The sequence below is a fragment of the Parabacteroides sp. KHUB-01 genome, from assembly GCF_056640935.1.
In genome coordinates, this window is the sequence record NZ_CM153256.1 from 2,917,590 (window position 1) to 2,943,574 (window position 25,985).

The 25,985-nt window shown below is 38.5% G+C and carries 18 protein-coding genes, 2 tRNA genes and 3 rRNA genes; 17 read left to right on the forward strand and 6 right to left on the reverse strand.

What is annotated here, in order from left to right; all coding sequences use genetic code 11:
• Positions 1 to 52: 52 nt before the first annotated feature.
• Complete coding sequence (gene tig, locus ACYIAR_RS12435; protein ID WP_480329866.1) at positions 53 to 1,408, reverse strand: trigger factor; 1,356 nt, start codon at positions 1,406 to 1,408, stop codon at positions 53 to 55.
• 146 nt (positions 1,409 to 1,554) lie between these two features.
• On the opposite strand from tig, the gene ACYIAR_RS12440 reads away from it, so the two are divergent.
• Entirely contained in the window at positions 1,555 to 2,451 is an 897-nt protein-coding gene (locus ACYIAR_RS12440; protein WP_480329867.1) for a CPBP family intramembrane glutamic endopeptidase, read from the forward strand.
• Here the strand turns inward: ACYIAR_RS12440 and lptB are convergent, their stop codons facing one another.
• Positions 2,452 to 3,198 (reverse strand): LPS export ABC transporter ATP-binding protein, encoded by a 747-nt coding sequence (lptB, locus tag ACYIAR_RS12445; protein ID WP_480333645.1) that lies wholly within the window; start codon positions 3,196 to 3,198, stop codon positions 2,452 to 2,454.
• 262 nt (positions 3,199 to 3,460) lie between these two features.
• Between lptB and ACYIAR_RS12450 the strand changes: the two genes are divergently transcribed.
• The 3 genes from ACYIAR_RS12450 to ACYIAR_RS12460 are packed head-to-tail and all read left to right on the forward strand — an operon-like array spanning position 3,461 to position 5,529.
• Positions 3,461 to 4,207, forward strand: coding sequence for an MlaE family ABC transporter permease (locus ACYIAR_RS12450; protein ID WP_480329868.1), 747 nt, complete (start codon positions 3,461 to 3,463; stop codon positions 4,205 to 4,207).
• A 1-nt stretch (position 4,208) separates the two neighbouring features.
• Positions 4,209 to 4,991, forward strand: a complete 783-nt coding sequence (locus ACYIAR_RS12455) for an ABC transporter ATP-binding protein (protein WP_480329869.1) — start codon at positions 4,209 to 4,211, stop codon at positions 4,989 to 4,991.
• Positions 4,972 to 5,529 (forward strand): RNA polymerase sigma-70 factor, encoded by a 558-nt coding sequence (locus ACYIAR_RS12460; protein WP_480329870.1) that lies wholly within the window; start codon positions 4,972 to 4,974, stop codon positions 5,527 to 5,529. Before ACYIAR_RS12455 ends, ACYIAR_RS12460 begins: the two co-directional genes overlap by 20 nt.
• A gap of 10 nt (positions 5,530 to 5,539) precedes the next feature.
• Here ACYIAR_RS12460 and ACYIAR_RS12465 read toward each other — a convergent pair whose 3' ends face one another.
• A complete protein-coding gene (locus ACYIAR_RS12465; RefSeq protein WP_480329871.1) occupies positions 5,540 to 5,944 on the reverse strand; it encodes a hypothetical protein in 405 nt (134 codons plus the stop codon).
• Between the two features lie 419 nt (positions 5,945 to 6,363).
• Between ACYIAR_RS12465 and miaB the strand changes: the two genes are divergently transcribed.
• The 7 genes from miaB (at position 6,364) to rrf (ending at position 14,973) form a co-directional block, all read left to right on the forward strand.
• A complete protein-coding gene (gene miaB / locus ACYIAR_RS12470; protein WP_480329872.1) occupies positions 6,364 to 7,734 on the forward strand; it encodes a tRNA (N6-isopentenyl adenosine(37)-C2)-methylthiotransferase MiaB in 1,371 nt (456 codons plus the stop codon).
• A 197-nt stretch (positions 7,735 to 7,931) separates the two neighbouring features.
• A complete protein-coding gene (gene ald, locus ACYIAR_RS12475) occupies positions 7,932 to 9,032 on the forward strand; it encodes an alanine dehydrogenase (protein WP_480329873.1) in 1,101 nt (366 codons plus the stop codon).
• Positions 9,033 to 9,825: 793 nt separating this feature from the next.
• A 16S ribosomal RNA gene (locus ACYIAR_RS12480) occupies positions 9,826 to 11,358 on the forward strand.
• A gap of 123 nt (positions 11,359 to 11,481) precedes the next feature.
• Positions 11,482 to 11,555: transfer RNA gene (locus ACYIAR_RS12485), tRNA-Ile, on the forward strand.
• 89 nt (positions 11,556 to 11,644) lie between these two features.
• A tRNA-Ala gene (locus ACYIAR_RS12490) sits at positions 11,645 to 11,718 on the forward strand.
• 114 nt (positions 11,719 to 11,832) lie between these two features.
• Positions 11,833 to 14,708 (forward strand): 23S ribosomal RNA (locus ACYIAR_RS12495).
• Between the two features lie 154 nt (positions 14,709 to 14,862).
• Positions 14,863 to 14,973, forward strand: a 5S ribosomal RNA gene (rrf, locus tag ACYIAR_RS12500).
• The 16S, 23S and 5S rRNA genes sit together here with 2 tRNA genes alongside, the layout of an rRNA operon.
• A gap of 156 nt (positions 14,974 to 15,129) precedes the next feature.
• Here rrf and dgt read toward each other — a convergent pair.
• On the reverse strand, positions 15,130 to 16,455 hold the full coding sequence (gene dgt, locus ACYIAR_RS12505) for a dGTP triphosphohydrolase (protein WP_480329874.1): 1,326 nt from the start codon (positions 16,453 to 16,455) through the stop codon (positions 15,130 to 15,132).
• Between the two features lie 223 nt (positions 16,456 to 16,678).
• On the opposite strand from dgt, the gene surE reads away from it, so the two are divergent.
• The 3 genes from surE (at position 16,679) to ACYIAR_RS12520 (ending at position 19,433) form a co-directional block, all read left to right on the forward strand.
• A complete protein-coding gene (surE, locus tag ACYIAR_RS12510) occupies positions 16,679 to 17,446 on the forward strand; it encodes a 5'/3'-nucleotidase SurE (protein WP_480329875.1) in 768 nt (255 codons plus the stop codon).
• 7 nt (positions 17,447 to 17,453) lie between these two features.
• On the forward strand, positions 17,454 to 18,590 hold the full coding sequence (lpxB, locus tag ACYIAR_RS12515) for a lipid-A-disaccharide synthase (protein ID WP_480329876.1): 1,137 nt from the start codon (positions 17,454 to 17,456) through the stop codon (positions 18,588 to 18,590).
• A 105-nt stretch (positions 18,591 to 18,695) separates the two neighbouring features.
• Complete coding sequence (locus tag ACYIAR_RS12520) at positions 18,696 to 19,433, forward strand: NigD-like protein (protein ID WP_480329877.1); 738 nt, start codon at positions 18,696 to 18,698, stop codon at positions 19,431 to 19,433.
• A gap of 111 nt (positions 19,434 to 19,544) precedes the next feature.
• On the opposite strand, the gene ACYIAR_RS12525 is transcribed toward ACYIAR_RS12520, so the two are convergent.
• Positions 19,545 to 21,170: a BNR-repeat neuraminidase N-terminal domain-containing protein gene (locus tag ACYIAR_RS12525; RefSeq protein WP_480329878.1), complete on the reverse strand. Its 1,626-nt coding sequence runs from the start codon at positions 21,168 to 21,170 to the stop codon at positions 19,545 to 19,547.
• A 523-nt stretch (positions 21,171 to 21,693) separates the two neighbouring features.
• Here ACYIAR_RS12525 and ACYIAR_RS12530 point away from each other — a divergent pair.
• From ACYIAR_RS12530 to ACYIAR_RS12540, 3 genes are all read left to right on the forward strand, one after another.
• On the forward strand, positions 21,694 to 22,077 hold the full coding sequence (locus ACYIAR_RS12530; protein ID WP_480329879.1) for a hypothetical protein: 384 nt from the start codon (positions 21,694 to 21,696) through the stop codon (positions 22,075 to 22,077).
• Positions 22,078 to 22,318: 241 nt separating this feature from the next.
• Complete coding sequence (locus ACYIAR_RS12535) at positions 22,319 to 23,518, forward strand: pyridoxal phosphate-dependent aminotransferase (RefSeq protein WP_480329880.1); 1,200 nt, start codon at positions 22,319 to 22,321, stop codon at positions 23,516 to 23,518.
• A 5-nt stretch (positions 23,519 to 23,523) separates the two neighbouring features.
• On the forward strand, positions 23,524 to 24,768 hold the full coding sequence (locus ACYIAR_RS12540) for an ABC transporter permease (protein WP_480329881.1): 1,245 nt from the start codon (positions 23,524 to 23,526) through the stop codon (positions 24,766 to 24,768).
• A gap of 22 nt (positions 24,769 to 24,790) precedes the next feature.
• Here the strand turns inward: ACYIAR_RS12540 and ACYIAR_RS12545 are convergent, their stop codons facing one another.
• A complete protein-coding gene (locus ACYIAR_RS12545) occupies positions 24,791 to 25,960 on the reverse strand; it encodes a glycosyltransferase (RefSeq protein ID WP_480329882.1) in 1,170 nt (389 codons plus the stop codon).
• Positions 25,961 to 25,985: the final 25 nt, after the last annotated feature.

Sequence of the window (25,985 nt, forward strand, 5' to 3'; positions counted from 1 at the left end):
TTTTCGAGAGAAATCCCTTCCTATTCAGATATGAAGTCAATACAAATTTGTATTATGCTTCAAAAAGTTTTGCGAATTCTTCTGCGCTAACTTCCTTAACTTCCAAGTTAACCTGTTCTTTCAACCAACCTGCAAGTTTTTCTTCGATAGCACGGTCGATAACGTTCTGCAATGTCTGCTTGTTTTTCAACATGTCTTTAGCATAGTTGTCAAGAACATCTTCTGGAACTGACAACATTCCATACTGTGCAAACTGAGCTTTAGCAACACGTTTAGCGAAGCCTTCCAAGTCAGCATCTTCAACTTTCAAACCATTGTTCTTAACCAATGTTTCTTTGATCAGGTGGTAAGTAAGGTCTTTGATGATTGTTGGATAATCTTCATCGATCTTTTCTTTAGTGTTCTTTTCGTTAGCTGCAAGCAACCAGCGTTTCAAGATGTCTTCAGCAAACTGCAATTCGCCAGCTTTCTGAACCAAAATATCACGAGCGTCAGTCAAGAACTTGAAGTCGCTCTGTGGAGTGAACTGTTCAGCCAAAGCTTCACGGATTTTGTCTTTGAATTCTTCTTCGCTAGTTACGATATTTTCACCGAACACTTTGTCATACAATTCCTGATTCAATTCAGCATTCTTATGACGAGTGATGTCTGTGATTTCGAAGCTGAAATCAGCTGTTGTTTCAGCAACTTTTGATTTTTCGATTTTCAACAAAGAAGCAATTTCAGCTTCAGCTCCTTCGAATGCTTTGTTTACGTTGAATACAACAACTGCATTCTTCTTAGCACCGATGAATTTAGCTTTTTCTTCTTCGTTCTTGATATATAATGGCATCAACACTGCGTTTTCAACAACGATACCACCTTCTTTTGGCTGACCGTTTTCCAATTCAGCGATTGTACCTTTAACCAAGTCTTTTTCTTCAACTTCTTCAACGCTATCATATGAACCGAAGTTAGCTGTATAAGCTTCAATCTGCTTGTTCAGCATATCTTCGTCGATTTTAACCTGATAGTAAGTCAACTTGTCTTCTTTTGTCATTTCAACGTTGATAACCGGAGCAAATGCTACGTCAAAGTTGAATACGAATTCTTCCTGAGTGTCGAAGTTGATTTCAGACTGCTCAGTTTCGTTTGGCATTGGTTCACCCAAGATGTTCAAGTTGTTTTCACGGATATATTTGAACAAGTTTTCAGAAATAAGTTTGTTTACTTCTTCAACAAGTACATGCTTACCGTACATTTTTTTAACCATGCCCATAGGAACCATACCTTTACGGAAACCAGGCATATTAGCTTTCTGACGCAAATTACGCAAGCTCTTTTCTACATTAGCTTCGTAGTCAGCTTTCACTATTTCTAACTTCACGATACCACGAACAGCATCGTTGTTAATAAGAGAAACGTTCATTCTGAATGATTTATTTAATTAATGATTTGTATCCAATTTTAGGTTGCAAAATTAGAGTTAATCTTTCAATCTAGCAAATTGTTTGCTTAAATTGTTGCCTTAAGGAAGTATTTATACTTATATTTGCCAATAAAAAATGTTATAATATGTATATGAAAGGTATGTTTGCCGGGCTGTCTGCTGTCAGACAGATAGGAGTTCTTTTGTTGTTAGTATTGTTTGGCAGTATTATTTCTTCAATCATAAGTTTGGGGTTGTTTTGGCTTATTTGGGGGTTCGATGCTAGTATATATCAAACGCCTGATGGAATGAGGCTTGTGCAGTTCTTCTCTGCTGTCGGCACGTTTCTTTTCCCGGCGATTGCATTCTCATACCTTTGTACTGATAATTGGAAATCTTCTCTTTCTATATCTAAAGCGCCAGGTGTTGAAGTTTCAATACTTGTCATCATCAGTATGTTTCTGTTGTCGCCTGTAATAAATCTGACAGCAATGTTGAACCAGAGCCTCGAATTGCCCGAATGGATGTCGGAGATTGAAAACTGGATGATTACACAAGAAGAAAACGCAAAACAGATTACAGACATTCTTTTAGGCACTAAAGGTATAGTCCCTTTTATTTCTAACATTATAGTAATAGCTCTTACTGCAGCTGTAACAGAAGAAATGATGTTCCGAGGAGCTTTGTCAGACGCATTGGCAAAATTCAGTATAAGTCACCATGCAGTTATATGGATGTCTGCAATATTATTCAGCGCATTTCATCTGCAATTCTATGGTTTCATTCCACGAATGCTTCTTGGGGCATATTTCGGATATCTGTTGTTATGGAGTAAAAATATGTGGCTGCCGATAATAGCTCATTTTACAAATAATGCTACAGCTGTAATAGGAATGTCTTGCGATAGCTTGAAAAACAACGAATATATAACAGGAGAGATTTCTGATCAGCATCTTACCGGCTACATAGTAACCGGTATTGCTTTTCTTTTTCTGTTCTATATGATATGCATAAGGATAAAAAGCAGTACTTCTAAAGACTGATTACAAATCTTTCTTACGCAATATAAAGTCTTTACCCAAATATTTCTCACGAACAATTTCGTTTTCGGCAAGCTGTTCTGCAGTTCCCTGGAAAAGAACCTTTCCTTCGAAAAGCAGATAAGCTCTGTCGCAGATACTCAATGTTTCATACACGTTGTGGTCTGTGATAAGGATTCCGATATTCCTGTGTTTCAGTTTAGCCACGATACTCTGAATATCCTGAACAGCAATTGGGTCCACACCGGCAAAAGGTTCGTCAAGCATGATAAACTTTGGGTTGATAGCCAGACAGCGGGCAATTTCTGCACGTCGGCGTTCACCTCCGGAAAGCTGGTCTCCTAAATTCTTGCGAACTTTGTGCAAACCAAATTCTGTTAACAGACTTTCCAGTTTCTCGGCTTGGTATTCTTTTGTTGTGTCAGTCATTTCCAATACAGAGCGAATATTGTCTTCAACTGTCATTTTTCTGAAAATGGAAGCTTCCTGAGCCAAATAACCGATACCGTTTCTGGCACGCATATAAACCGGATATTTGGTTATTTCCTTGTCATTAAGGAATATTTTTCCGGCATTGGGAGTGACAAGCCCAACTGTCATATAGAAAGTGGTTGTTTTTCCGGCTCCATTAGGACCAAGCAATCCAACAATCTCACCTTGTTTCACATTGATTGAAACGTGATTGACAACTGTACGGGTTCTATATTTTTTTACCAAATCCTCCGTGCGGAGTATCATTTGTTCTTCCATAGATCTTTCATTATTCATGTTTGCAAAGAAACGGAAATAAATATGTTTGTGCAAATCAAATCTTAAAAATCGGCAATTATCTAATTTATTTGATTTAATGTCTTAACTTTGCCAATTGAAATGAAAAGAAAAATCAATACTTATATTGATTTGCAATTTTAGAAAATATGTAGTTAAAGTGTTGAGTCGTTTGGAATTTTCTTCTCAACACGAAAACTAAAAACTCAAAAGAATCTTTCAGAACAAAGAAACGAATATAACAATGAACAAAGCTTTACACAGAATGGGTGAATATGTGCTTTTGATGAAAAAGTGCATCACCATACCGGATAGATGGAGCATGTTTTTCAAGCAGCTCATAAAGGAAATTTACAAACTTGGAGTAGATTCACTTTGGATAGTCGTCATTATTTCAGTTTTTATCGGAACAGTAATTGCTATTCAGATTTCTTTGAATATCAGTTCTCCTCTTATTCCTAAGTTTACCATAGGTTATACAACCCGTGAAATTATCTTGCTGGAATTTTCTTCTTCAATTATGTGTCTTATTCTTGCTGGTAAGGTTGGTAGTAATATTGCATCTGAAATTGGAACAATGCGAGTAACCGAGCAGATTGATGCAATGGAAATAATGGGAGTAAACTCTGCAAATTTCCTGATTTTGCCTAAAATGGCTGGTATGATGATTTTTATCCCGGTGTTGGTAATATTCAGTATGTTTACTGGTATTCTTGGAGGTATTGCAGCAAGTTATTCTACTGGCACAGGTATGACTCCAGCTTCTTTCGAATACGGATTGCAATTCTATTTCAATCAGTTCTATATTTGGTATTCCATTATAAAATCTGTGGTTTATGCCTTTATAATATCTTCAATAGCATCATATTTCGGATATTATGTAAAAGGAGGAGCTCTTGAAGTCGGTAAGGCAAGTACGAATGCCGTGGTTATGAGTAGTATAATGATTTTGCTTGCCGACGTTGTTTTGACACACTTAATGCTGACATAAAATGATTGAAGTAAAAAATATTATAAAGTCTTTTGAGGGAAGAACCGTCTTGAAGAATATAAGCACGGTTTTTGAAGACGGAAAAACCAATCTTATTATCGGACGAAGTGGTTCCGGAAAAACTGTAATGATTAAAAATATCATTGGATTGATGATGCCGGATTCAGGAGAAATCCTTTATGACGGACGCAATCTTACAGGAATGGGTAAAAAGGAGCTTAAGAGTTTGCGCCGTGAAATGGGTATGCTTTTTCAGGGCTCTGCCTTATTCGACAGTATGACTGTTTTGGAAAACGTAATGTTCCCTTTGGATATGTTTTCTAATGATTCAGCAGCCGAGAGGTTGAAACGTGCGGAGTTTTGCCTTGACAGAGTTAATCTGTCTGAAGCGGGACATCTGTATCCGTCTGAAATCAGTGGTGGTATGATGAAACGTGCAGCCATTGCTCGTGCCATTGCTCTGAATCCTAAATATCTTTTCTGTGATGAGCCAAACTCCGGTCTTGACCCTAAAACCTCATTGGTAATAGATGATTTGATTCATGATATTACTGTCGAATATAATATGACGACCATTATTAACACCCACGATATGAACTCCGTAATGAATATCGGAGATAATATAGTATTTATAAAGGAAGGTGTCAAAGAATGGCAAGGAACAAAAGAAGATGTTATCACATCAAACAACCAGGCTCTTAATGATTTTATTTTTGCATCAGACTTGTTCAGGAAAGTCAAGGAGGTTGAAGAGAAAGAACTGAATGATGAAAAGCGAAAATGAACTGATTGAACTTGTAAATAACGGAGATAAAACTGCTTTTGATTATATTTATAAACGATACGCTCCTCGATTAAAACGATATGCGTATCGTTTTACACAAGATACATCTGCGTCAGAAGACATAATCCAGGAATGTTTCACTGCATTTTGGGAAAGGAGAGAGGAAATAAAATCTGTCGCTCTCACATCTTTGCTATTCACCATAGTAAGGAATACATGTATTAATTATCTGAAGCACAAAGAACTGTTGACAACAGAAAACCTTGAATATCTGAAAAATCTTGAAGGCGAGGAAAGGTTGTATAATCACGATTTCGAATTCAATCCAGAATCTTCCATTGTGTATAATGAATTGTTGTCGCAAGTAAATTCCATAATACCCCAATTACCCGAAAGATGCCGCGAAGTCTTTATATTAAGCAGGATGAAAGGTTTGAAAAACAGAGAAATTGCAGATAAGCTTAATATATCCACTACAGCTGTAGAAAAACATATATCCAAAGCAATACAATTTTTTAAGAGCAAGCTTGAACGTTAAGTGCTTCAAATTAATATTTGCGATTCAGAATCTCCGAATATATTACTGCCTTTTTTAGTTCATCACTGTCCAAAGCAAAATCGTTGTCTGAAATGTTTGATTCGGGAAAATCTTCAAAAGGCTTGCTCTTTACATTATTATATGTATTATTTTCGTAATTATATGTTTCCTGTAAAGTTGTATTAGGTTTTTGCTCCACAGTTTTGCGCGTGTTTTTACGTTTTCTTTGTGGAAAATCCTGGCTCGTTTCATTTTGCGGCAATTCATTCTCGTTATTTTCTGTGTCGAAAACATCTGTTTCAACATCAGGAAACTCTGACTTTTTTACTGATTTCTGCATTTTTGATGTCATATAGCTGCCCACGGCAAATATGATCAAAAATATAATGAACATTAAATCGCCTATGTAATCCATAACTTTGATTAATTTTGTAGCAAAATATAGTAAAAGGCGAGTTCATGGCAAAATAAAAACTTGTTTTTGTTTTTGATATGCCGAGTTTCACCCTGTATCGTACAAATATAGTGAAAGGCGAGTGGAGAGCAAAATAAAAAACTAGTTTTTGATTTTGCTATTCCGAACTGCATTCTATATTATCCCAATATAACAGATATTATTTACATTAAATATATGAAAAAGAAGATTTATTGTGAGAATATATATAAAATGAAAAAGGAGTAACTTCACAGCCACCCCTTTCTCTATTAACCAAAACCTTAACTATGAAAAAATTTACGTTTTTCTGATGCAAATATGATGTAATTTTTTTTATTCACCAAATATTTGAAAAGAAAAAATTGATATAAATCATTATTTAACTTTTATTTACTAAAATGATGGATGAATTAAAGGATGTAGACTTAAAATCTACTACCAATCAGACAAGAAAATTGTTTATTGAGACTTATGGTTGTCAGATGAATGTTGCTGACAGTGAGGTCGTTGCTTCAGTAATGCAAATGGCAGGTTATGAGATGACAGAGAACATTGAAGATGCCGATGCAATTTTTGTAAATACTTGCTCTGTTCGTGACAATGCTGAGCAAAAAATTTACGGACGCCTTCAGTATTTTCATTCTTTGAGAAAAAAGAAGAAAGATTTGATTGTCGGCGTTCTTGGTTGTATGGCTGAAAGAGTAAAAGAAAAACTTTTGGAAGAATACAATGTAAATTTGGTTGTCGGTCCTGATTCTTACATGGACTTGCCTAATTTGATTGGTGCAGCTGAGCGTGGTGAGAAAGCTATCAATGTAGAATTGTCAACACAGGAAACATACAAGGATGTGCTTCCATTGAAGCTTCCGGGACTTCATATCTCCGGTTTCGTATCTATAATGAGAGGTTGCAATAATTTCTGTACATATTGTATCGTTCCTTATACTCGAGGAAGAGAACGTAGCCGTGACGTGGATAGCATTCTTAATGAAATAAGAGATATGCGTGAGAAAGGTTTCCGTGAAGTGACGCTTCTCGGACAGAATGTCAACTCTTATTCTTTCGAAAAAGATGGTGTAACTGTGAATTTCCCGATGCTTCTTGAAAAAGTGGCAAACGAAGCTCCTAATATGCGAATAAGATTTGTTACTTCGCATCCTAAGGATATGAGCGACGAAACTCTGAGGGTTATTGCTGCACATAATAATATATGTAAGTATATTCATCTTCCTGCTCAGTCTGGTAGCTCTAAGATATTGAAAGTGATGAACCGAAAATACACGCGTGAATGGTATCTTGACCGTATTGCGGCTATCAGGAGAATTGTTCCTGATTGTGCAATCTCTACAGATTTGTTCTGTGGTTTCCATTCCGAAACAGAAGAAGACTATCAGGAGACACTTTCTCTTATGCGTGAAGTAGGCTATGATAGTGCATATCTCTTCAAATATTCAGAACGTCCGGGAACGTATGCGGCAAAACATCTCGAAGACAATGTCCCGGAAGATGTGAAAGTAAGACGCCTTCAGGGTATGATAGATTTGCAAAACAAACTCTCCGAAGAAAGTAACAAAAGAGATATAGGTAAAACTTTCGAAGTGCTTGTCGAAGGTTTCTCCAAACGTTCACGCGAGCAATTGTTTGGCAGAACAAGTCAGAACAAAGTAGTTATTTTCGACAAAGGAGATTATAAGGTAGGTCAATTTGTAAATGTCAGAGTTACGGGTGCAACTTCTGCAACTTTGTTTGGCGAACCAATAAGCGAATAATATAAAAATCTTCGACGGGAAATTCTATAAGGGAATTTCCCGTTTTTTATATGAATATCCTTAAAACACTTTTTTTCTTTATAAAAATCAAAAAGTTTTCTCTAATACTATTTAATCTTAAAAATAAATATCGACTTCTTTCTTTTTGCTCTTTATTACTATATTTAGGCAATTGTAGAACCATTAAATCTGTCATTATGATAATAGGAGTTCCAAAAGAAATCAAGAACAATGAGAATCGAGTTGCTCTGACTCCTTCAGGAGTAAAAGAGCTGGTTAAAAGAGGTCACACTGTATATGTGCAACACACAGCCGGTGAAAACAGTGGATTCCCTGATGGCGACTATTTGTCTGCCGGTGCTCAGATTCTCCCTTCCATTGAAGATGTATATGCAATTGCTGAAATGATTGTGAAAGTGAAAGAACCAATCAGCAGTGAATACAATCTGGTTCGTAAAGGACAAATATTATTCACCTATTTCCATTTTGCTTCAGAAAAAGCGTTGACTCTGGCTATGATGGAGAGTGGTGCTACGTGTATAGCTTATGAAACTGTTGAGGCTCCCGACCACAGTCTTCCTCTTCTTGTTCCTATGAGCGAAGTTGCCGGACGAATGTCTGTTCAGGAAGGTGCTCGCTTCTTGGAAAAACCTCAAGGCGGAAATGGTTTGTTGTTAGGTGGAGTTCCTGGTGTAAAGCCAGGAAAAGTATTGGTTCTTGGTGGAGGTGTGGTTGGTCATAATGCTGCTCTTATGGCAGCAGGATTGGGAGCCGATGTTACTATAGCAGATATTTCTTTGCCGCGTCTTCGCTATCTTGCCGATACAATGCCTAAGAACGTCAAAACAATGTATTCGTCAACATATAATATAGAGCAGGAATTACCGACTACCGACCTTGTTATTGGTGCCGTTCTTATCCCCGGAGCAAAAGCTCCTCATTTGGTAAATCGTGAAATGCTTAAGCTGATGCGTCCGGGAAGTGTCCTTGTTGATGTGGCTATCGACCAGGGCGGATGTTTTGAAACTTCACATCCAACAACTCACGCCGAGCCGGTTTTTGTCGAAGAAAATATTTTGCATTATTGTGTCGCAAATATTCCTGGAGCTGTTCCCCGTACATCTACATTGGCTTTGACAAATGCAACTCTTCCTTATGTACTGAAACTTGCTGATATGGGTTGGGAAAAAGCTCTTGAATCTGACCCGGGTTTCAAGCTGGGGCTTAACATCGTTGATGGCAAGATTGTTTATCCGGCTGTGGCTGAGGCTTTCGGGTTGGAATGTTGCAGTATTTGATATATTATTTTGTTTATTAGAGTCTGGTTAGAGTTTTAAAATAGACTTATCTAATTAATAATTCTAGGTTTAGCAAAGTAATATGTTTGTTTAATATATATTCAAATATCGGCTCACCTAGGTGGTTCAATTGATTCACCTAGGTGAGCTAATCAATCCACCTAGGTGAGCTGATTGAATCACCTAGGTGAGCTGATATTTTTTATTAATATGATTGTACTAGTTTATGTTAAGAAACAAAGAACTTAATGTTATAATGAGACTATGTAGTCAAGTATTAGAGAAACTTTTCTCTTTTACTAAGATATCTTTATAAAATCTATAATACTTATTTTATCGTTTCCCTCGTAAACTTATCCCCTAAAAAAACTTTCATTTCTATTCCTCTGATAATCAGTAAAACTTAAAAATAATTTAAAAATTCTTCCCAAAATATTTTGCAGATTCAAAAATCCGTTCTACTTTTGCACCCGCAATCGAGAGAGATGCGGTAGTCAACATGATGAAGAGGTAAAGGAAAGTGATTCTGTCAGAGATAGGTGAGGTTGGTGAATCCAAGCGAAATTCCGAAAGCTGAAGAAAAAAAATAAAAAAAACTTCCGAAAAAATTTGGAAGATTAAAATAAAAGTTCTTACCTTTGCAACCGCAATCAAAAATAACGATAGCGACTAAGTTCTTTGAAAATATTACATATATCAACAAGTAGTACAAGTATTTTGAGAATAAATACCGTCAATACTTGATAAATCGAGAAGTAACGGAATCTTGAGCATAAGACATAAACAATTTATAACAACGAAGAGTTTGATCCTGGCTCAGGATGAACGCTAGCGACAGGCTTAACACATGCAAGTCGAGGGGCAGCGGGATAGTTGGCTTGCCAACTATTGCCGGCGACCGGCGCACGGGTGAGTAACGCGTATGCAACTTACCTATCAGAGGGGGATAGCTCATCGAAAGATGAATTAATACCGCATAAAACAGGGGTCCCGCATGGGAATATTTGTTAAAGATTCATCGCTGATAGATAGGCATGCGTTCCATTAGGCAGTTGGCGGGGTAACGGCCCACCAAACCGACGATGGATAGGGGTTCTGAGAGGAAGGTCCCCCACACTGGTACTGAGACACGGACCAGACTCCTACGGGAGGCAGCAGTGAGGAATATTGGTCAATGGACGGAAGTCTGAACCAGCCAAGTCGCGTGAAGGATGAAGGTTCTATGGATTGTAAACTTCTTTTATAGGGGAATAAAAAATTCCACGTGTGGGATCTTGTATGTACCCTATGAATAAGCATCGGCTAACTCCGTGCCAGCAGCCGCGGTAATACGGAGGATGCGAGCGTTATCCGGATTTATTGGGTTTAAAGGGTGCGTAGGTGGTCTTTTAAGTCAGCGGTGAAAGTTTGTGGCTTAACCATAAAATTGCCATTGATACTGGGAGACTTGAGTGTGTTTGAGGTAGGCGGAATGCGTAGTGTAGCGGTGAAATGCATAGATATTACGCAGAACTCCGATTGCGAAGGCAGCTTACTAAACCATAACTGACACTGAAGCACGAAAGCGTGGGTATCGAACAGGATTAGATACCCTGGTAGTCCACGCAGTAAACGATGATTACTAGGAGTTTGCGATATAATGTAAGCTCTACAGCGAAAGCGTTAAGTAATCCACCTGGGGAGTACGCCGGCAACGGTGAAACTCAAAGGAATTGACGGGGGCCCGCACAAGCGGAGGAACATGTGGTTTAATTCGATGATACGCGAGGAACCTTACCCGGGTTTGAACGCAGGGGGACCGGTCAGGAAACTGACTTTCTAGCAATAGCCGCTTGCGAGGTGCTGCATGGTTGTCGTCAGCTCGTGCCGTGAGGTGTCGGCTTAAGTGCCATAACGAGCGCAACCCTTGCCGTTAGTTACTAACAAGTAAAGTTGAGGACTCTAGCGGGACTGCCAGCGTAAGCTGTGAGGAAGGCGGGGATGACGTCAAATCAGCACGGCCCTTACATCCGGGGCGACACACGTGTTACAATGGCGTGGACAAAGAGTTGCGACCTGGCGACAGGGAGCTAATCTCGAAACCACGTCTCAGTTCGGATCGGAGTCTGCAACTCGACTCCGTGAAGCTGGATTCGCTAGTAATCGCGCATCAGCCATGGCGCGGTGAATACGTTCCCGGGCCTTGTACACACCGCCCGTCAAGCCATGGGAGCCGGGAGTACCTGAAGTCTGTAACCGCAAGGAACGGCCTAGGGTAAAACTGGTGACTGGGGCTAAGTCGTAACAAGGTAGCCGTACCGGAAGGTGCGGCTGGAACACCTCCTTTCTGGAGCGAGAGTTTCCGTGAAGATTATCAAGTGGTATTGAATCTCCACTTGTACTACGGTTGGATATATGAAAAAAAGATAGAAAAAGAGAAAGATGAAGCTGGGAAACCGGCAAAGTTGACAGTCCTATAGCTCAGTTGGTTAGAGCGCTACACTGATAATGTAGAGGTCGGCAGTTCAACTCTGCCTGGGACTACTCCGGAAAGAAACGATGAAAAATTTCTTTCCTTTTTATTTGCGGAAAAGAAAAAAGTTTCATACCTTTGCAGCCGCAAATGAAAAAACGGGGGATTAGCTCAGCTGGCTAGAGCATCTGCCTTGCACGCAGAGGGTCAACGGTTCGAATCCGTTATTCTCCACATAGCCTTGAAAAAGGTATAAGATCTTTGACATGTTGGACGATAAAGAGAAAGTTTTTAAAAAGTAGAGCAAGCTTAAGATATATCAATCCGGTACGTTGATGTACCAGATAAGGAAAAGTAAGCAAGGGCAGACGGTGGATGCCTTGGCTCTCGGAGGCGAAGAAGGACGTGATAAGCTGCGAAAAGCCCGGGGGAGATGCAAATAATCCCTGATCCCGGGATCTCCGAATGGGGCAACCCGGCAGGTTGAAGACCTGCCATCTCGTTAGAGAAGCGAACGCGGGGAACTGAAACATCTAAGTACCCGTAGGAAGAGAAAACAAAAGTGATTCCGCAAGTAGTGGCGAGCGAACGCGGAACAGCCCAAACCGATGTTGTCTAGGCAATATCGGGGTAGTAGGACCACGCTGTGGCAAGAAATTATCGAAGTAGAACGTTTTGGAAAGAACGGCCAAAGACGGTGACAGCCCGGTATACGAATCGATAACGAAGCCTAGTGGAATCCTGAGTAGCGCGGGACACGAGAAATCCTGTGTGAATCAGCGGGGCCCATCCCGTAAGGCTAAATACTCCCGAGAGACCGATAGCGAACCAGTACTGTGAAGGAAAGGTGAAAAGAACCTCGAACAGAGGAGTGAAATAGACCCTGAACCCGTCTGCCTACAAGCGGTCGGAGCAGCTTCGTGCTGTGACGGCGTGCCTTTTGCATAATGAACCTACGAGTTACTTTCAGTGGCAAGGTTAAGTAATTAAGTTACGGAGCCGAAGCGAAAGCGAGTCTTAATAGGGCGTTATAGTCACTGGGAGTAGACGCGAAACCAAGTGATCTACCCTTGGCCAGGATGAAGGTTGGGTAACACCAACTGGAGGTCCGAATGGGTATACGTTGAAAAGTGTTCCAATGAGCTGAGGGTAGGGGTGAAAGGCTAATCAAACTTGGAGATAGCTCGTACTCCCCGAAATGCATTTAGGTGCAGCCTGTGGTTAGTATAACATGAGGTAGAGCGACTGATTGGATGCGAGGGCTTCACCGCCTATCAAGTCCAGATAAACTCCGAATGCGTGTTATATATTGCCATGGAGTGAGGGCATGGGTGCTAAGGTCCATGTCCGAGAGGAGAAGAATCCAGACCACCTGCTAAGGTCCCCAAATAATAGTTAAGTTGAACTAACGAAGTCAGATTGCAGAGACAGCTAGGATGTTGGCTTGGAAGCAGCCATTCATTTAAAGAGTGCGTAACAGCTCACTAGTCGAGGAGTTTGGCGTGGATAATAATCGGGCATAAAACTATTTACCGAAGCAGTGGATCTCGTAAGAGATGGTAGGGGAGCATTCCGGCGGCGCTGAAGATAGAGGATGACCTTTGTTGGAGCTTCCGGAAAAGCAAATGTAGGTATAAGTAACGATAAAGGAGGTGAGAAACCTCCTCGCCGAAAGACTAAGGTTTCCTGATCAACGTTAATCGGATCAGGGTAAGTCGGGACCTAAGGATAAGCCGAACGGCGAAGCCGATGGAAGAAACGGTTAATATTCCGTTACTACTTTATGGAGTGACGTGGAGACGGAGAAGTGACAGTCCTGCCGGCTGACGGAATAGCCGGTTGAAGGGTGTAGATTAAGATTTCTGTAGGCAAATCCGCAGAGAGAGTCGAACCTGACAGTATGCCGCGTACTTGTACAAGGCAAAATGGATGTAACCATGCTCCCTAGAAAATCCGCTAAACATATTCATGAAGTACCCGTACCACAAACGGACACACGTAGTTGGGTTGAAAATACTGAGGCGCTCGAGTGAGTCACGGTTAAGGAACTAGGCAAAATGGTCCTGTAACTTCGGGATAAAGGACGCCTGCTTCGGCAGGCCGCAGAGAATAGGCCCAGGCGACTGTTTAACAAAAACACATGGCTGTGCGAAATAGTTAACATGAAGTATACAGCCTGACACCTGCCCGGTGCTGGAAGGTTAAGAGGAGATGTCATCGCAAGAGAAGCATTGAATTGAAGCCCCAGTAAACGGCGGCCGTAACTATAACGGTCCTAAGGTAGCGAAATTCCTTGTCGGGTAAGTTCCGACCTGCACGAATGGTGTAACGATCTGGGCACTGTCTCAACCGTGAGCTCGGTGAAATTGTAGTATCGGTGAAGATGCCGATTACCCGCGATGGGACGAAAAGACCCCGTGAACCTTTACTATAGCTTTACATTGAATTTGGGCACTTGATGTGTAGGATAGGTCGGAGGCTAAGAAGCAGGTACGCCAGTATTTGTGGAGCCGTCGTTGAAATACGACCCTTTGATTGTTTGAATTCTAACCCGCAGAAGCGGGGACACTGTATGGTGGGTAGTTTGACTGGGGTGGTCGCCTCCAAAAGCGTAACGGAGGCTTCTAAAGGTACCCTCAGACCGATTGGTAACCGGTCGCAGAGTGTAATGGCATAAGGGTGCTTGACTGGGAGACATACAAGTCGATCAGGTAGGAAACTAGAGCATAGTGATCCGGTGGTTCCGTATGGAAGGGCCATCGCTCAAAGGATAAAAGGTACTCCGGGGATAACAGGCTGATCATTCCCAAGAGCTCATATCGACGGAATGGTTTGGCACCTCGATGTCGGCTCGTCACATCCTGGGGCTGGAGAAGGTCCCAAGGGTTGGGCTGTTCGCCCATTAAAGTGGCACGCGAGCTGGGTTCAGAACGTCGTGAGACAGTTCGGTCTCTATCTATCGTGGGCGTAGGATATTTGAGGGGCTCTGACACTAGTACGAGAGGACCGTGTTGGACGAACCGCTGGTTTACCGGTTGTACCGCCAGGTGCACCGCCGGGTATCTAAGTTCGGATTGGATAAGTGCTGAAAGCATCTAAGTACGAAGCCAGCCTCAAGATAAGATATCCCTGAGGGTCGTTGTAGACTACGACGTTGATAGGCTACAGGTGTAAAGACAGTGATGTCAAAGCCGAGTAGTACTAATTGCCCGAGACTTTTCCTTATTGGAAGGATTGATAGATTTTAAGGCACTGGAAGTTCAGTGTTAGTTCTACGAAAAGAACTCTCTTTATTGTCACAGACATGTAACTTTTAAGTTAAAGAGTAAGAAACTTAAAAACTCAAAAACTTAAAAACAAAGAAACTTAAAACGATATTAAGGTGGTTATAGCATTGGGGTTCCACCTCTTCCCATTCCGAACAGAGAAGTTAAGCCCAATCACGCCGATGGTACTGCGTAAAAGTGGGAGAGTAGGTAGCCGCCGTTTTAGAAAGCGAAGAGACTCGGTTCCGAAAGGAATCGGGTCTTTTTTTGTTTATAAACTTAGTGTAGTTATCGTAAAAACACTGCGAAGAAATTTTAGAAACACTGCAATGTTTAATTTGGAACACTGCAGTGTTTCTGATATTATATAATGAAGTATTTATACAGCCGGCAGATTCATTCCTGTGATTTTTCGATATAAGTCTAATGCATATACATCAGTCATACCGGAGATATAGTCAAGTACGCACTGAATTTTTCCATAATTAGTTTTTGCATTTACATTATATTGTTCCGGAATCCTTTTTAGTAAAAGTTTGCTGTATGCATGGTTTGGTCGCATAACTGCATCAGTAAGGCAATCTATAAGGTGACTGAAAATTCTGTAACCGGCAAGTTCCACATCAAGAACTTCCTTGGATTTATATATTTTTGATTGTGCAGTCTTTGAGCAGTTATTATATGCTGTCTTTGCAGTTGTTTCTATATTATCAATAAGAGGTGTATTGTATGTCCCGTTCAACAACTCTTCCTCATGTTCGATAAATACTTTGGAGCATTCATCAACCAGAAGACCGATAATACATGATCTTAAATATGCAATTTGTTCATTGGTGTCATCAACCATGTTCATGACTTTATTTATATGCTGTAGTTTATCTCCGGTGAAAAATCCGGTCAATAATTCGATAGCTTCTTCCTTACTTAATATATGCAGTTTGTATGCATCCTCAATATCCATTATCTGATAACAAATATCATCAGCTGCTTCAACAAGATAAACTAATGGATATCTTGAGTATTTTTTATCATTATTCGGATTTTTGCATATACCAAGTTCTTCTGAAATCTTTAAATATGAATCTTCCTCAGTCTGGAAGAATCCAAATTTGTTTTTACCGCCAGCTTCAGTTGATGCATAAGGATATTTTATTATCGAGGCAAGTGTGCTGTATGTAAGAGCAAATCCACCTTTTCTTCTTCCTATGAACTGATGAGTCAGTAATCTGAAAGCATTGGCATTACCTTCGAAATGTATGAAATCTTCCCATCTACCACCTTCACTTTCTATAGTTGATTTCAGAGAAGTCCCGTTGCCTTCAGAAAAATATGCAGAGATAGCTCTTTCTCCAGAATGTCCGAAAGGAGGATTTCCCATGTCATGAGCAAGACAAGCTGCTGAAACTATTGCTCCAATTTCCGGGAAATTAATTGAGCCTTCTGGATATTTCTTGATTAGAGCTTTAGAAATATTGTTCCCCAAAGAACGTCCTACGCATGAAACCTCAAGACTATGAGTAAGTCGGTTGTGGACAAAAATACTTCCCGGTAGAGGAAAAACCTGAGTTTTATTCTGCATTCTTCTAAAAGGAGAGGAGAATATAAGACGGTCGTAGTCTCTTTGGAAATCAGTTCTCTCATGTTTCCTTTCGTGATATTCTTCCATACCGAATCTTCTTCCGGATAACAATTGTTGCCAATTCATATATTATATGTATTTAGTCCTTATTATTAATATGTGATTATCTAGTTTGTTGCACTGTGAAATAAAAACAGTTTTTACGAAAGTAAAAATAATGAATTTTGTTTTTATTATTTATATGGAGGAATCTCTATATAAAAAATCAAGTGACCTTATTTTTTATACATTCTACTTTTAGTATCTTTGAGCATAAATATATTATTGGCTATTATTAAAACAATATAATATGACAGACAAAATCAAACCATTAATACTTGTAACCAATGATGACGGTTATCAGGCTAAAGGAATAAATGAATTGATAAAATCTCTCAGAGGCTTGGGTGAGATTGTTGTGTTTGCACCGGACGGACCAAGATCGGGAATGTCAAGTGCAATAACTTCATTGTTGCCTTTGAAATATCGCCTGATAAAAAAAGAAGATGACCTTACTGTATATAGTTGTACAGGTACTCCGGTTGATTGTGTAAAACTTGCAATTAATGAGATATTGGAGCGTGAGCCGGATTTGTTAGTTTCTGGAATCAATCATGGAGGAAATATGGCAATATGTGTGAACTATTCCGGAACAATGGGTGCTGCTGCCGAAGGTTGTATATTTGGTATTCCTTCGCTTGGAGTTTCTTCGTTGGATCATAGTGCCGATGCTGACTTCAATGAATGCTGCAGATTAGGAAGAGAAGTTGCAGAATATATTTTGAAGAACGGTTTGCCACATGGAACATATCTCAACCTTAATGTCCCAATTATGGAAAAGGTGAAAGGAATGAAAGTTTGTGTTCAGGCAGACGGAAGATGGATAAAGGAATTTAAGCGTTCGGAAGATGCTCAAGGAAAACCTGTTTTTTGGCTGACTGGTGAGTTCCGCAATGACGATGAAAGAGAAAACAATGATATGCTTTTGTTGGATCAGGGTTATGCATCTCTTGTTCCATGCAAAATAGATGTAACTGATTATACGTTCTTGAATAAATTAGAAGCTGACTTCAGCTAATGAAAATATGAAATACTATCTGATTGCCGGTGAAGCTTCCGGAGACTTGCATGCTTCGAATCTTATGCATGAACTTAAGAAATGCGACAAAAACGCAGAGTTCAGATTTTTTGGTGGAGATTTGATGAAAGCACAGGGTGGAACATTAGTCAAGCATTACAAAGAAATGGCTTTTATGGGTTTTATTCCTGTGTTGTTAAATGCTCGCACTATTTTGAATAATATGAAGAAATGCAAGGAAGACATTGCTCTGTTTTCTCCGGATGTGGTAATATTGATAGATTATCCTGGCTTCAATCTGAAAATCGCTGAGTATGTCAAGACGCAATTGAATATTCCTGTTCATTATTATATCTCACCTAAGATTTGGGCTTGGAAGCAATACAGAATAAAAAGCTTTCGCCGATATGTTGACAAGATGTATTGTATTCTTCCTTTTGAAACGGATTTTTTTGACAAATTGAATTACAAGGTTGACTATGTTGGAAATCCATCTGTTGACTCTGTATATTCTTTTAAGAATACATATAATAAGACAAAAGAAGAGTTTGACAGAGAAAACAAACTCAGCGGTAAACCAATATTGGCAATTCTGGCAGGAAGCCGCCGTCAGGAAATAAAGGATAATTTGCCGATGATGCTTAAAATAGCATCCCGATACGAAGAATACCAGTTGGTTGTGGCAGGAGCTCCGGGAATTGAGGCAGAATATTATAATGAATATATCGGAGGACAAAATGTTACTGTTTTGTTCGGAAAAACTTATGAAATATTGCAACATAGTTATTCAGCTTTGGTAACGTCGGGAACAGCAACGTTGGAAACGGCATTGTTTCGTGTTCCGCAGGCTGTATGTTATTATACTCCATTGGGAAAAATTTCCAGTTTCGTGTTCCGTCATTTTTTCCATATTCAATATATATCATTGGTTAATCTGGTGTCGCAGCAAAAAGTTGTGAAAGAATTATTCGGTGAAGATTTTACAGAGAATAAGATTAGAGCTGAACTTGAGCTTCTTTTGTTTGATGAGAATTACAGATGCAAAATGTTGTCTGACTACGACAGAATGATTTCTATATTGGGAAATCCTGGAGCTTCAGAAAGAACGGCAAAACTAATTTTCAATGAAATTTCCTGTAAATGAATTTTAACTCTTTATTATGCAGCATTTAGTGTAGCATGTGCGTCTTTAGTTTAAAAGAAGTTTGAGAAAAGAATAAATTGATAATTAAGGATGAAGTTGAGAAGTATGTTAAAATTATTTTGTGGAATATTATCCATTATGACAGGAATGTTATTGTTTCAGTCATGTTCGGATGATGACGGATATTCATTGGATAAATTTGCAATCGAAGTTATGACTGCAAAACCTCTTGGCGGAGGTTCATATTATCTGGTGAGAGATAATGGAGAAACATTGTGGCCGTTTGCAACAAATGATTATAGATTTAATCCTAACTCAAAACAAAGAGTACAGGTAAACTATACAATGCTTTCGGATTCAACACAAGGTTTTAGCCATGGTATCAAAATCAACTGGATAGATGAGATTCTGACAAAGGCTATAGCGTCAAATAAGGGTGAAGAGAATGATGAAATCTATGGAACTGACCCGGTAGAACTTATTGCTATAGAAACCGGAGGTGGTTATTTGGACATTATGTTTGGCGCATACTATGGTGACTCTGGAGAGAAACATTTTGTCAATCTGATACCATCTTCCTTAAATGATTCAACATCATATGAACTGGAGTTCCGCCACAATGCATATAATGATTCACAGAAATATGGAGTCAAAGGTTTGGTATCATTTGATTTGTCATCATTACCTGATACGAAAGGCGAAACAGTAACATTGAAGATAAAGTTCAACACTTTTGATGGTGAAGTTATCAAAGAAATACCATATAACAGTTCTAAATATACTTATTCCGGAAGTATATTGACTTCTTCAATAAGCGATAAAGATTCTGGAAATATGTTTTGATAAAGTCTTGCAAATCTATTAATGCTGCTTTGGTAAATATCTAAATAAAACCGGAAACATTAAATGCAAATTTCAATGTTTCCGGTTTATTCTTTTTATATATGAATCCTTTTATTCGGTAATCAGGTCTTTAATTTTAATGGATTGGAAAGTCATATGTGCCACACTTGATTCATATAAGATACCGATAGTTTCTTTGTCTATCAATGTGAGGCATGAATATCCCCAACCTTCATCTTCATCAAGCATTATCTGATATTTTTCATTCCAAGATTTTCCATTGTCCAAGCTTGCCTTAATTGTAATATGATTTCTTCCTTTTGTTGTATTAGGATTTGAGAAAAGAAGGATTTCCTTATTCAGACAGTTTTCGTCAGCTTCGATTTTCAGCAAGCTAGCCATACAAACCGGTTCTTGAAGAAGTTTTCGACTGGAAGGATGTTCTGTCCATGTTTTTCCCAAATCTTTTGTTATTGAAACAGCACGGCTTCCGCCTCTGTTGTCTCTCATATTAAGCATAAGAACTCCGGGTTCAATTTCTGCGACTTGCGCTTCAGTGGTATTGCTTCTGGCTGGATTATGCAGATTCCAGTTTTTCCCGCCATCACGGCTATACATTATTCCGGCATTAGGAATTCTTGTGGAATCAATAAATTGGATAGGAAAAACCAAGGTTCCATCGTGCATTGTAATTCCTCTTCCCGGACCTTGAAGCAGAAAATACCAAGAGTCTTTTTTTACCTGTTTGGTAATATTAACAGGTTTGCTCCAGGTTTTACCATCGTCGTCACTTTGTGAAATCATCAGTTGGGCAGTTTGTTCCTTTTCCATGCCCGGCATAGAATTCCACCAAGCTCTGTCGTTACCCATACCGTGAGTCCATGCTGCAACTACGAAAAGCTTGTTGTTTTTTGTATCGAACAATATTGATGGATCACCAATTCCATTTTGTGCATGAGGCAATCCTCCTTCTTCGCCCATTGTCATAGCAATGCGCATAGGTTCCCAAGTCTGTCCTTTATCTGTACTTCTGCTAATGCCAATATCAATCATTTCCTGCAAATCAACACTGCTGTTGTATCGGACGTCATATGTTCCAACCAATGTTCCTTGATTTGTGGTTACAAGTCCTGGTATTCTAAATGCTGCTACTCCGTCGTCACCCGCATGGCGAACACCTATTCCTAAACGTCTTTCCGTATTGGTGTCTCCAACAAGAACCAAAGTTTTGCCGTTGGATGTAGCAGACGTGATGTTTACTTTCACCTTATTAGTCAGGCAAGCATTCTTGTTCATTTCAATACTTATCCAAAAGAAGTTTTTACCTTTCATCAGTTTTTGTTTTGCATTCAGTGTCATTACTGATGAAATATTTGTGACCTCTTCCTTTTTTATAGAATAAGAAGGATTTGCTTTTCTAGTGAATTTAGGATTGTGACTGGATAAATAATTTACAGGTCTGTAGTTATTACCTTTTTTTGAGACAGCTTCAACTCCGGAGTAATAAAGTTTTATGCTTTGTATTTCATCTGGATTAGTTTCTTTGCCTAATTCTATACATATATTATCTAATGTATCATCATTATCGGCATTAATATACATTTCAAACAAAGAATTGTCATTCCTGTCAATCAGAATAGGAACTTGTGGCGCATCTATCGACAATGTGTCAACAGAAGCCTGGCAAGCCAGGCTTGCTAATAATAGTCCGGCAATTAGATAGAGTTTTTTGTACATATTTTGTGTTTTTGTAATTGAATCTGTAATTATAGCATTGTTGTTGTAAATATAAGATTATTTATCCATATGAGATTAATATTTTATTTGTTTAGTTGAAGGTCTGTTTGACTCGAAAATATATCCGAACCCACGGAAACGTAGGTCCGACCCTATTTTTTCATGGGTTCGAACCTACAACTCAGTTGGTTCGGTCCAATTTTTCGATATTTGGCTTTTTGTCAGTAAAAACACTGGGATTTTGGGGAAATGTAATAACTTTGTAATGACAATTTAATGTTAAAATAAGGGTATAGTAGATATTTTGTTTTAAGCATTCTAAACTAAATAAACAATTTGAAAGTTGAAATCCTTGATATAAATCAAAAGAATAGTCTATTTTACATATTTTAAACCTGTTGTATATCGATGTTGTAAAACATGTGTATATCTTTGTATCGGCAAAAAGATAGAAGAGATGCTTTAAGGCACCTCTGTTTAGGTTAACAAATTAATTGTTTAGGTTTAAAAAGATTTTAGAATTATGAAACGTTTAGGTTTATTTGTTGTAGCAGTATTGATGAGTGCTAATGTATTTGCAAAGAATGATGGATCAGCTAAAGAACCATTTTCTGCAAGTTTGTATCAATTGTCATCTTACTTGAATTTGACAGCTGCTCAGATTGATGAAGTAGAAGCTATCAACACTTATTTCATCGAAAAACAGAAAGAAAGCTTGCGTGCTCTTCCTAGCGTACAGGAACAGAAAATGCAGGAAGCTATCTATGGCAACTTGAAATTGATGAAGAAAGTTTTGACAAACGATCAGTACCGCAAATATGTTATGTTGGTAAACATTACAAACAACAACAATCGTTTGATGGGTATTTCTTCTGTAAACGATGTTTACTTGGCAGAAAACAACTAATTAAAGTTGTTTTCTCTTAATTGAGAAGTAAGTCGTGTCTTCTTATTGGAAGGTACGGCTTTTTGTTTTTTATATACCTTTATTCCTCTCTTGCCCGTTTTTACTAACCATAACTTTAGGGAAGTTGAGTTTATGAAACTTCTTTTTCCAATAAATACTTTTACAAATCCAATCATAATAATAATGTTAAGCAAAATAAAATCCATATATTTGTACGATTAAATAATAAAAAGAAAGAATAATGCCCAATATATCAGAGCGAGGAGTTGAAATGCCAGCTTCTCCTATCAGAAAGCTTGTTCCGTTGGCAAACAAAGCCAAGGCAAAAGGAGTTAAAGTGTATCATTTGAATATCGGTCAGCCAGACCTTCCAACTCCAGATGTCGCGATGGATGCTTTGCAACATATTGACAGAAAAGTGTTGGAATATTCACCTAGTGAGGGAATAAGAAGTTTCAGAGAAAAGCTGGTTAAATATTATGCTAAGTTCAATATTATTGTTGATGCTGATGATATAATAATTACAACCGGAGGTTCGGAAGCTGTATTTTTCTCATTTATGGCTTGTCTTGACCCTGGTGATGAAATAATTGTTCCGGAACCAGCATATGCCAACTATATGGCATTTGCTATTTCTTGTGGTGCGGTAATCAAAACCATACCTTCAACAATCGAAGAAGGTTTTGCTCTTCCCTCTGTTGAAAAATTCGAGGAACTAATAACTCCACGCACCAAAGCGATACTAATCTGTAATCCTAACAATCCGACAGGTTATCTTTATACTCAGAAAGAGATGAACCAGATTCGTGATATTGTTAAGAAGTATGATTTGTTCCTTTTCTCTGATGAGGTTTATCGTGAATTCTGCTACACCGGCGCTCCATATATTTCTGCTTTCCATCTTAAGGGAATAGAAAACAATGTGGTGCTTGTGGATTCAGTTTCAAAGAGATATAGTGAATGTGGAATACGTATCGGAGCTTTGATAACAAAGAATCAGGCAGTAAAAGATAATGTCATGAAATGGTGTCAGGCTCGTTTGAGTCCTCCATTGATTGGTCAGATAATAGCTGAGGCTTCACTTGACACTCCAGATGATTATATGCTGGATGTTTATAATGAATATGTTGAGAGAAGAAAGTTCCTTATTGATGGTTTGAATAGAATACCTGGTTGTTATTCTCCTATACCAATGGGCGCATTCTACACTGTGGTAAAACTTCCTGTTGATGATGCAGATAAGTTCTGTGCATGGTGTTTGAGTGAGTTTGAATATGAAGGCCAGACTGTGATGATGGCTCCGGCATCAGGCTTTTACACAACGCCTGGACTTGGAAAGAATGAAGTCCGTATGGCATATGTACTAAAGAAAGAAGATTTGGCAAAAGCTCTTGTCGTTCTTCAGAAAGCATTGGAAGCATATCCCGGAAGAGTTTTGTGATATTTATGAATTTTGAATTATTCATAGCTAGAAAAATACATTTCAGCAAGGATGGCGGCAGGAAGACAACTTCTCCTGCCGTTAGAATTGCTATGTTAGGCATATCGTTAGGTCTGGCAGTTATGATTCTTTCTGTAGCCATAGTTATAGGTTTCAAGAAAGAAGTGAGAAACAAAGTGATAGGCTTTGGTTCGCATGTACAGATAACCAACCTCGACTCAAATTCCTCATATGAATCAACACCGATTGCTGTTGGCGATTCTTTGCGTAATGTCCTGTCTGCTTATCCAGGCATAAAACATATGGAAGTTTTTGCTACAAAGCCAGGCATATTGAAAACAGAGCAGGATTTTCAGGGTATAATTCTTAAAGGTGTTGATTCCGATTATGACTGGTCCTTTTTCAAATCCAATCTTAAAGAAGGAGAAGTTTTGCAGATTTCAGCAGACAAACGTTCGAATGATGTTGTCGTTTCGAAATATTTGTGTGATTTGCTGGGGCTGAAACTTGGAGATACTTTTCTCACTTATTTTGTTCAGGAAGATGTACGTGCAAGAAAATTCACGATAAAAGGAATTTATGAAACTGGATTTCAGGACTATGACAAATTGTTTGTCATGGCCGATATCAAACAGGTACGCCGTTTGAATGGATGGGACGATGATCAGGTGAGTGGGGTAGAATTGTTGGTCAATGACTATGATAAGCTCGATGAAATATCTGAAAATCTGTATTTTGATTTGGCTGAAGCAACTGACAGAAATGGTAATTCCTTATATGTCCGTTCAATAAAGGAACTGAATCCTATGATATTCAGCTGGCTTGACGTTCTGGATTTGAATGTGGTTGTAATCCTTGTGTTGATGATGGCAGTTGCTGGTTTTACCATGATTTCCGGCTTGTTGATAATTATATTGGAACGTACCAATATGATTGGAATATTGAAGGCTTTGGGAGAAAATAATGCCAGTATCAGGAAAGTATTTCTATATGTCGCATTCTTTTTGGTTGGAAAGGGAATGTTATGGGGAAATGTAATTGGAATAGCTCTTTGCCTGCTGCAATCATATACACATATTATAGCTCTCGACCCATCGGTTTATTATTTGGATGCTGTACCTATCGATTTGAACGTTACATCCTTAATATTGCTGAATATCGGAACACTTTGTGCTTCGATGCTGATGCTTCTCGGACCATCATACATGATTTCCAGAATAGAACCGGCAAAGAGCATAAAATTTGAATAACATATAGAATAGACAAATATCCTTAATCTTTTATTACGCAAGTATAACTTTTCTTTCTGTTGAATATGAGGATAAATTTGTCTTTTATGAAATCATATAATCTTATTATATCAAGAATCGGAAGCCATTTTGCAATGTCAGTGACATTAAGGATGGCTTCTGCTTTTTTATACAGAATATATTTAAATGAGTATAATTCAATAAAAGAAACTGCGCCAAATAATGCCAATATCCAGTTATGAGATATAACTCCTTTTACAATACAGACAATTACGCATAAAATAAAAAGAGTATAAAACAGATATTCCAAATTAGCATTAAACATACCAATACCTTTGTAATAATGAAGAATAGTATTTTTTTCGAAACGCTTTTTTATCCATTCCTTACGGCTGAAAGGTTCGATATATGTTGTCATACTGTTTTGGGAAAGGCACACGTTTGTGTTTTTGCTAGTAGCATTTTCGTGTATAAATAAATCATTTTCTCCACATCTTAAGTTCAAATGATTCTTATACCCTTGTTTTGCCATGAACAAATCTTTCTTGTACGAAATATATTCACCATATCCACGTATAAATGAACCGGACATAGCTTGTGAAAGATATAACAGGCTGTCCGTCATAATTTCGTAAGCAATGATTTTTTGCGACAAACCTTTACTGAAAGGATAAATTGCACTGCCTAGTAGAATGGTTGAGTCATCATTCTTATATTTTGATATTTCGTTAAGCCATTCATCAGTGCTTGGTTGGCAATTCGGCTCTATAAATAGAACTCTATCATATTGTGCAGCCTTTATTCCCATAGTGAAAGCAAGTTTACGTTTACTCAGATACCTTGCTTCTTGAGGAATGTATGTATAATAAAGGTGATTGTATTTTAATGATAGCCTTTTCAGTACATCTTCTGTGTCATTATTCTTACCATAGTTTATGGCTATAACTTCATATTTGTCATAGTTTTGAGTCAACAGAGCAGTGAGCGCTTTTTCTAATATTTCAGCACTGCTTGAAACATAAAGAATTACTGATATAGGTTCTTTATTAGGAAGAGGCTCCAATAAAGGAGCCTCTTTGTATCTTATCGGTTTCATGTACCTGTAGCGATAAGCCATCAGAATAAAGAATAAAACTATTGTAATTCCTGCCAATATAAAATCGGACTGATAGGATACAAATATTTCTCCCATTTCATTTTGTGTTTTTCGTAAACCG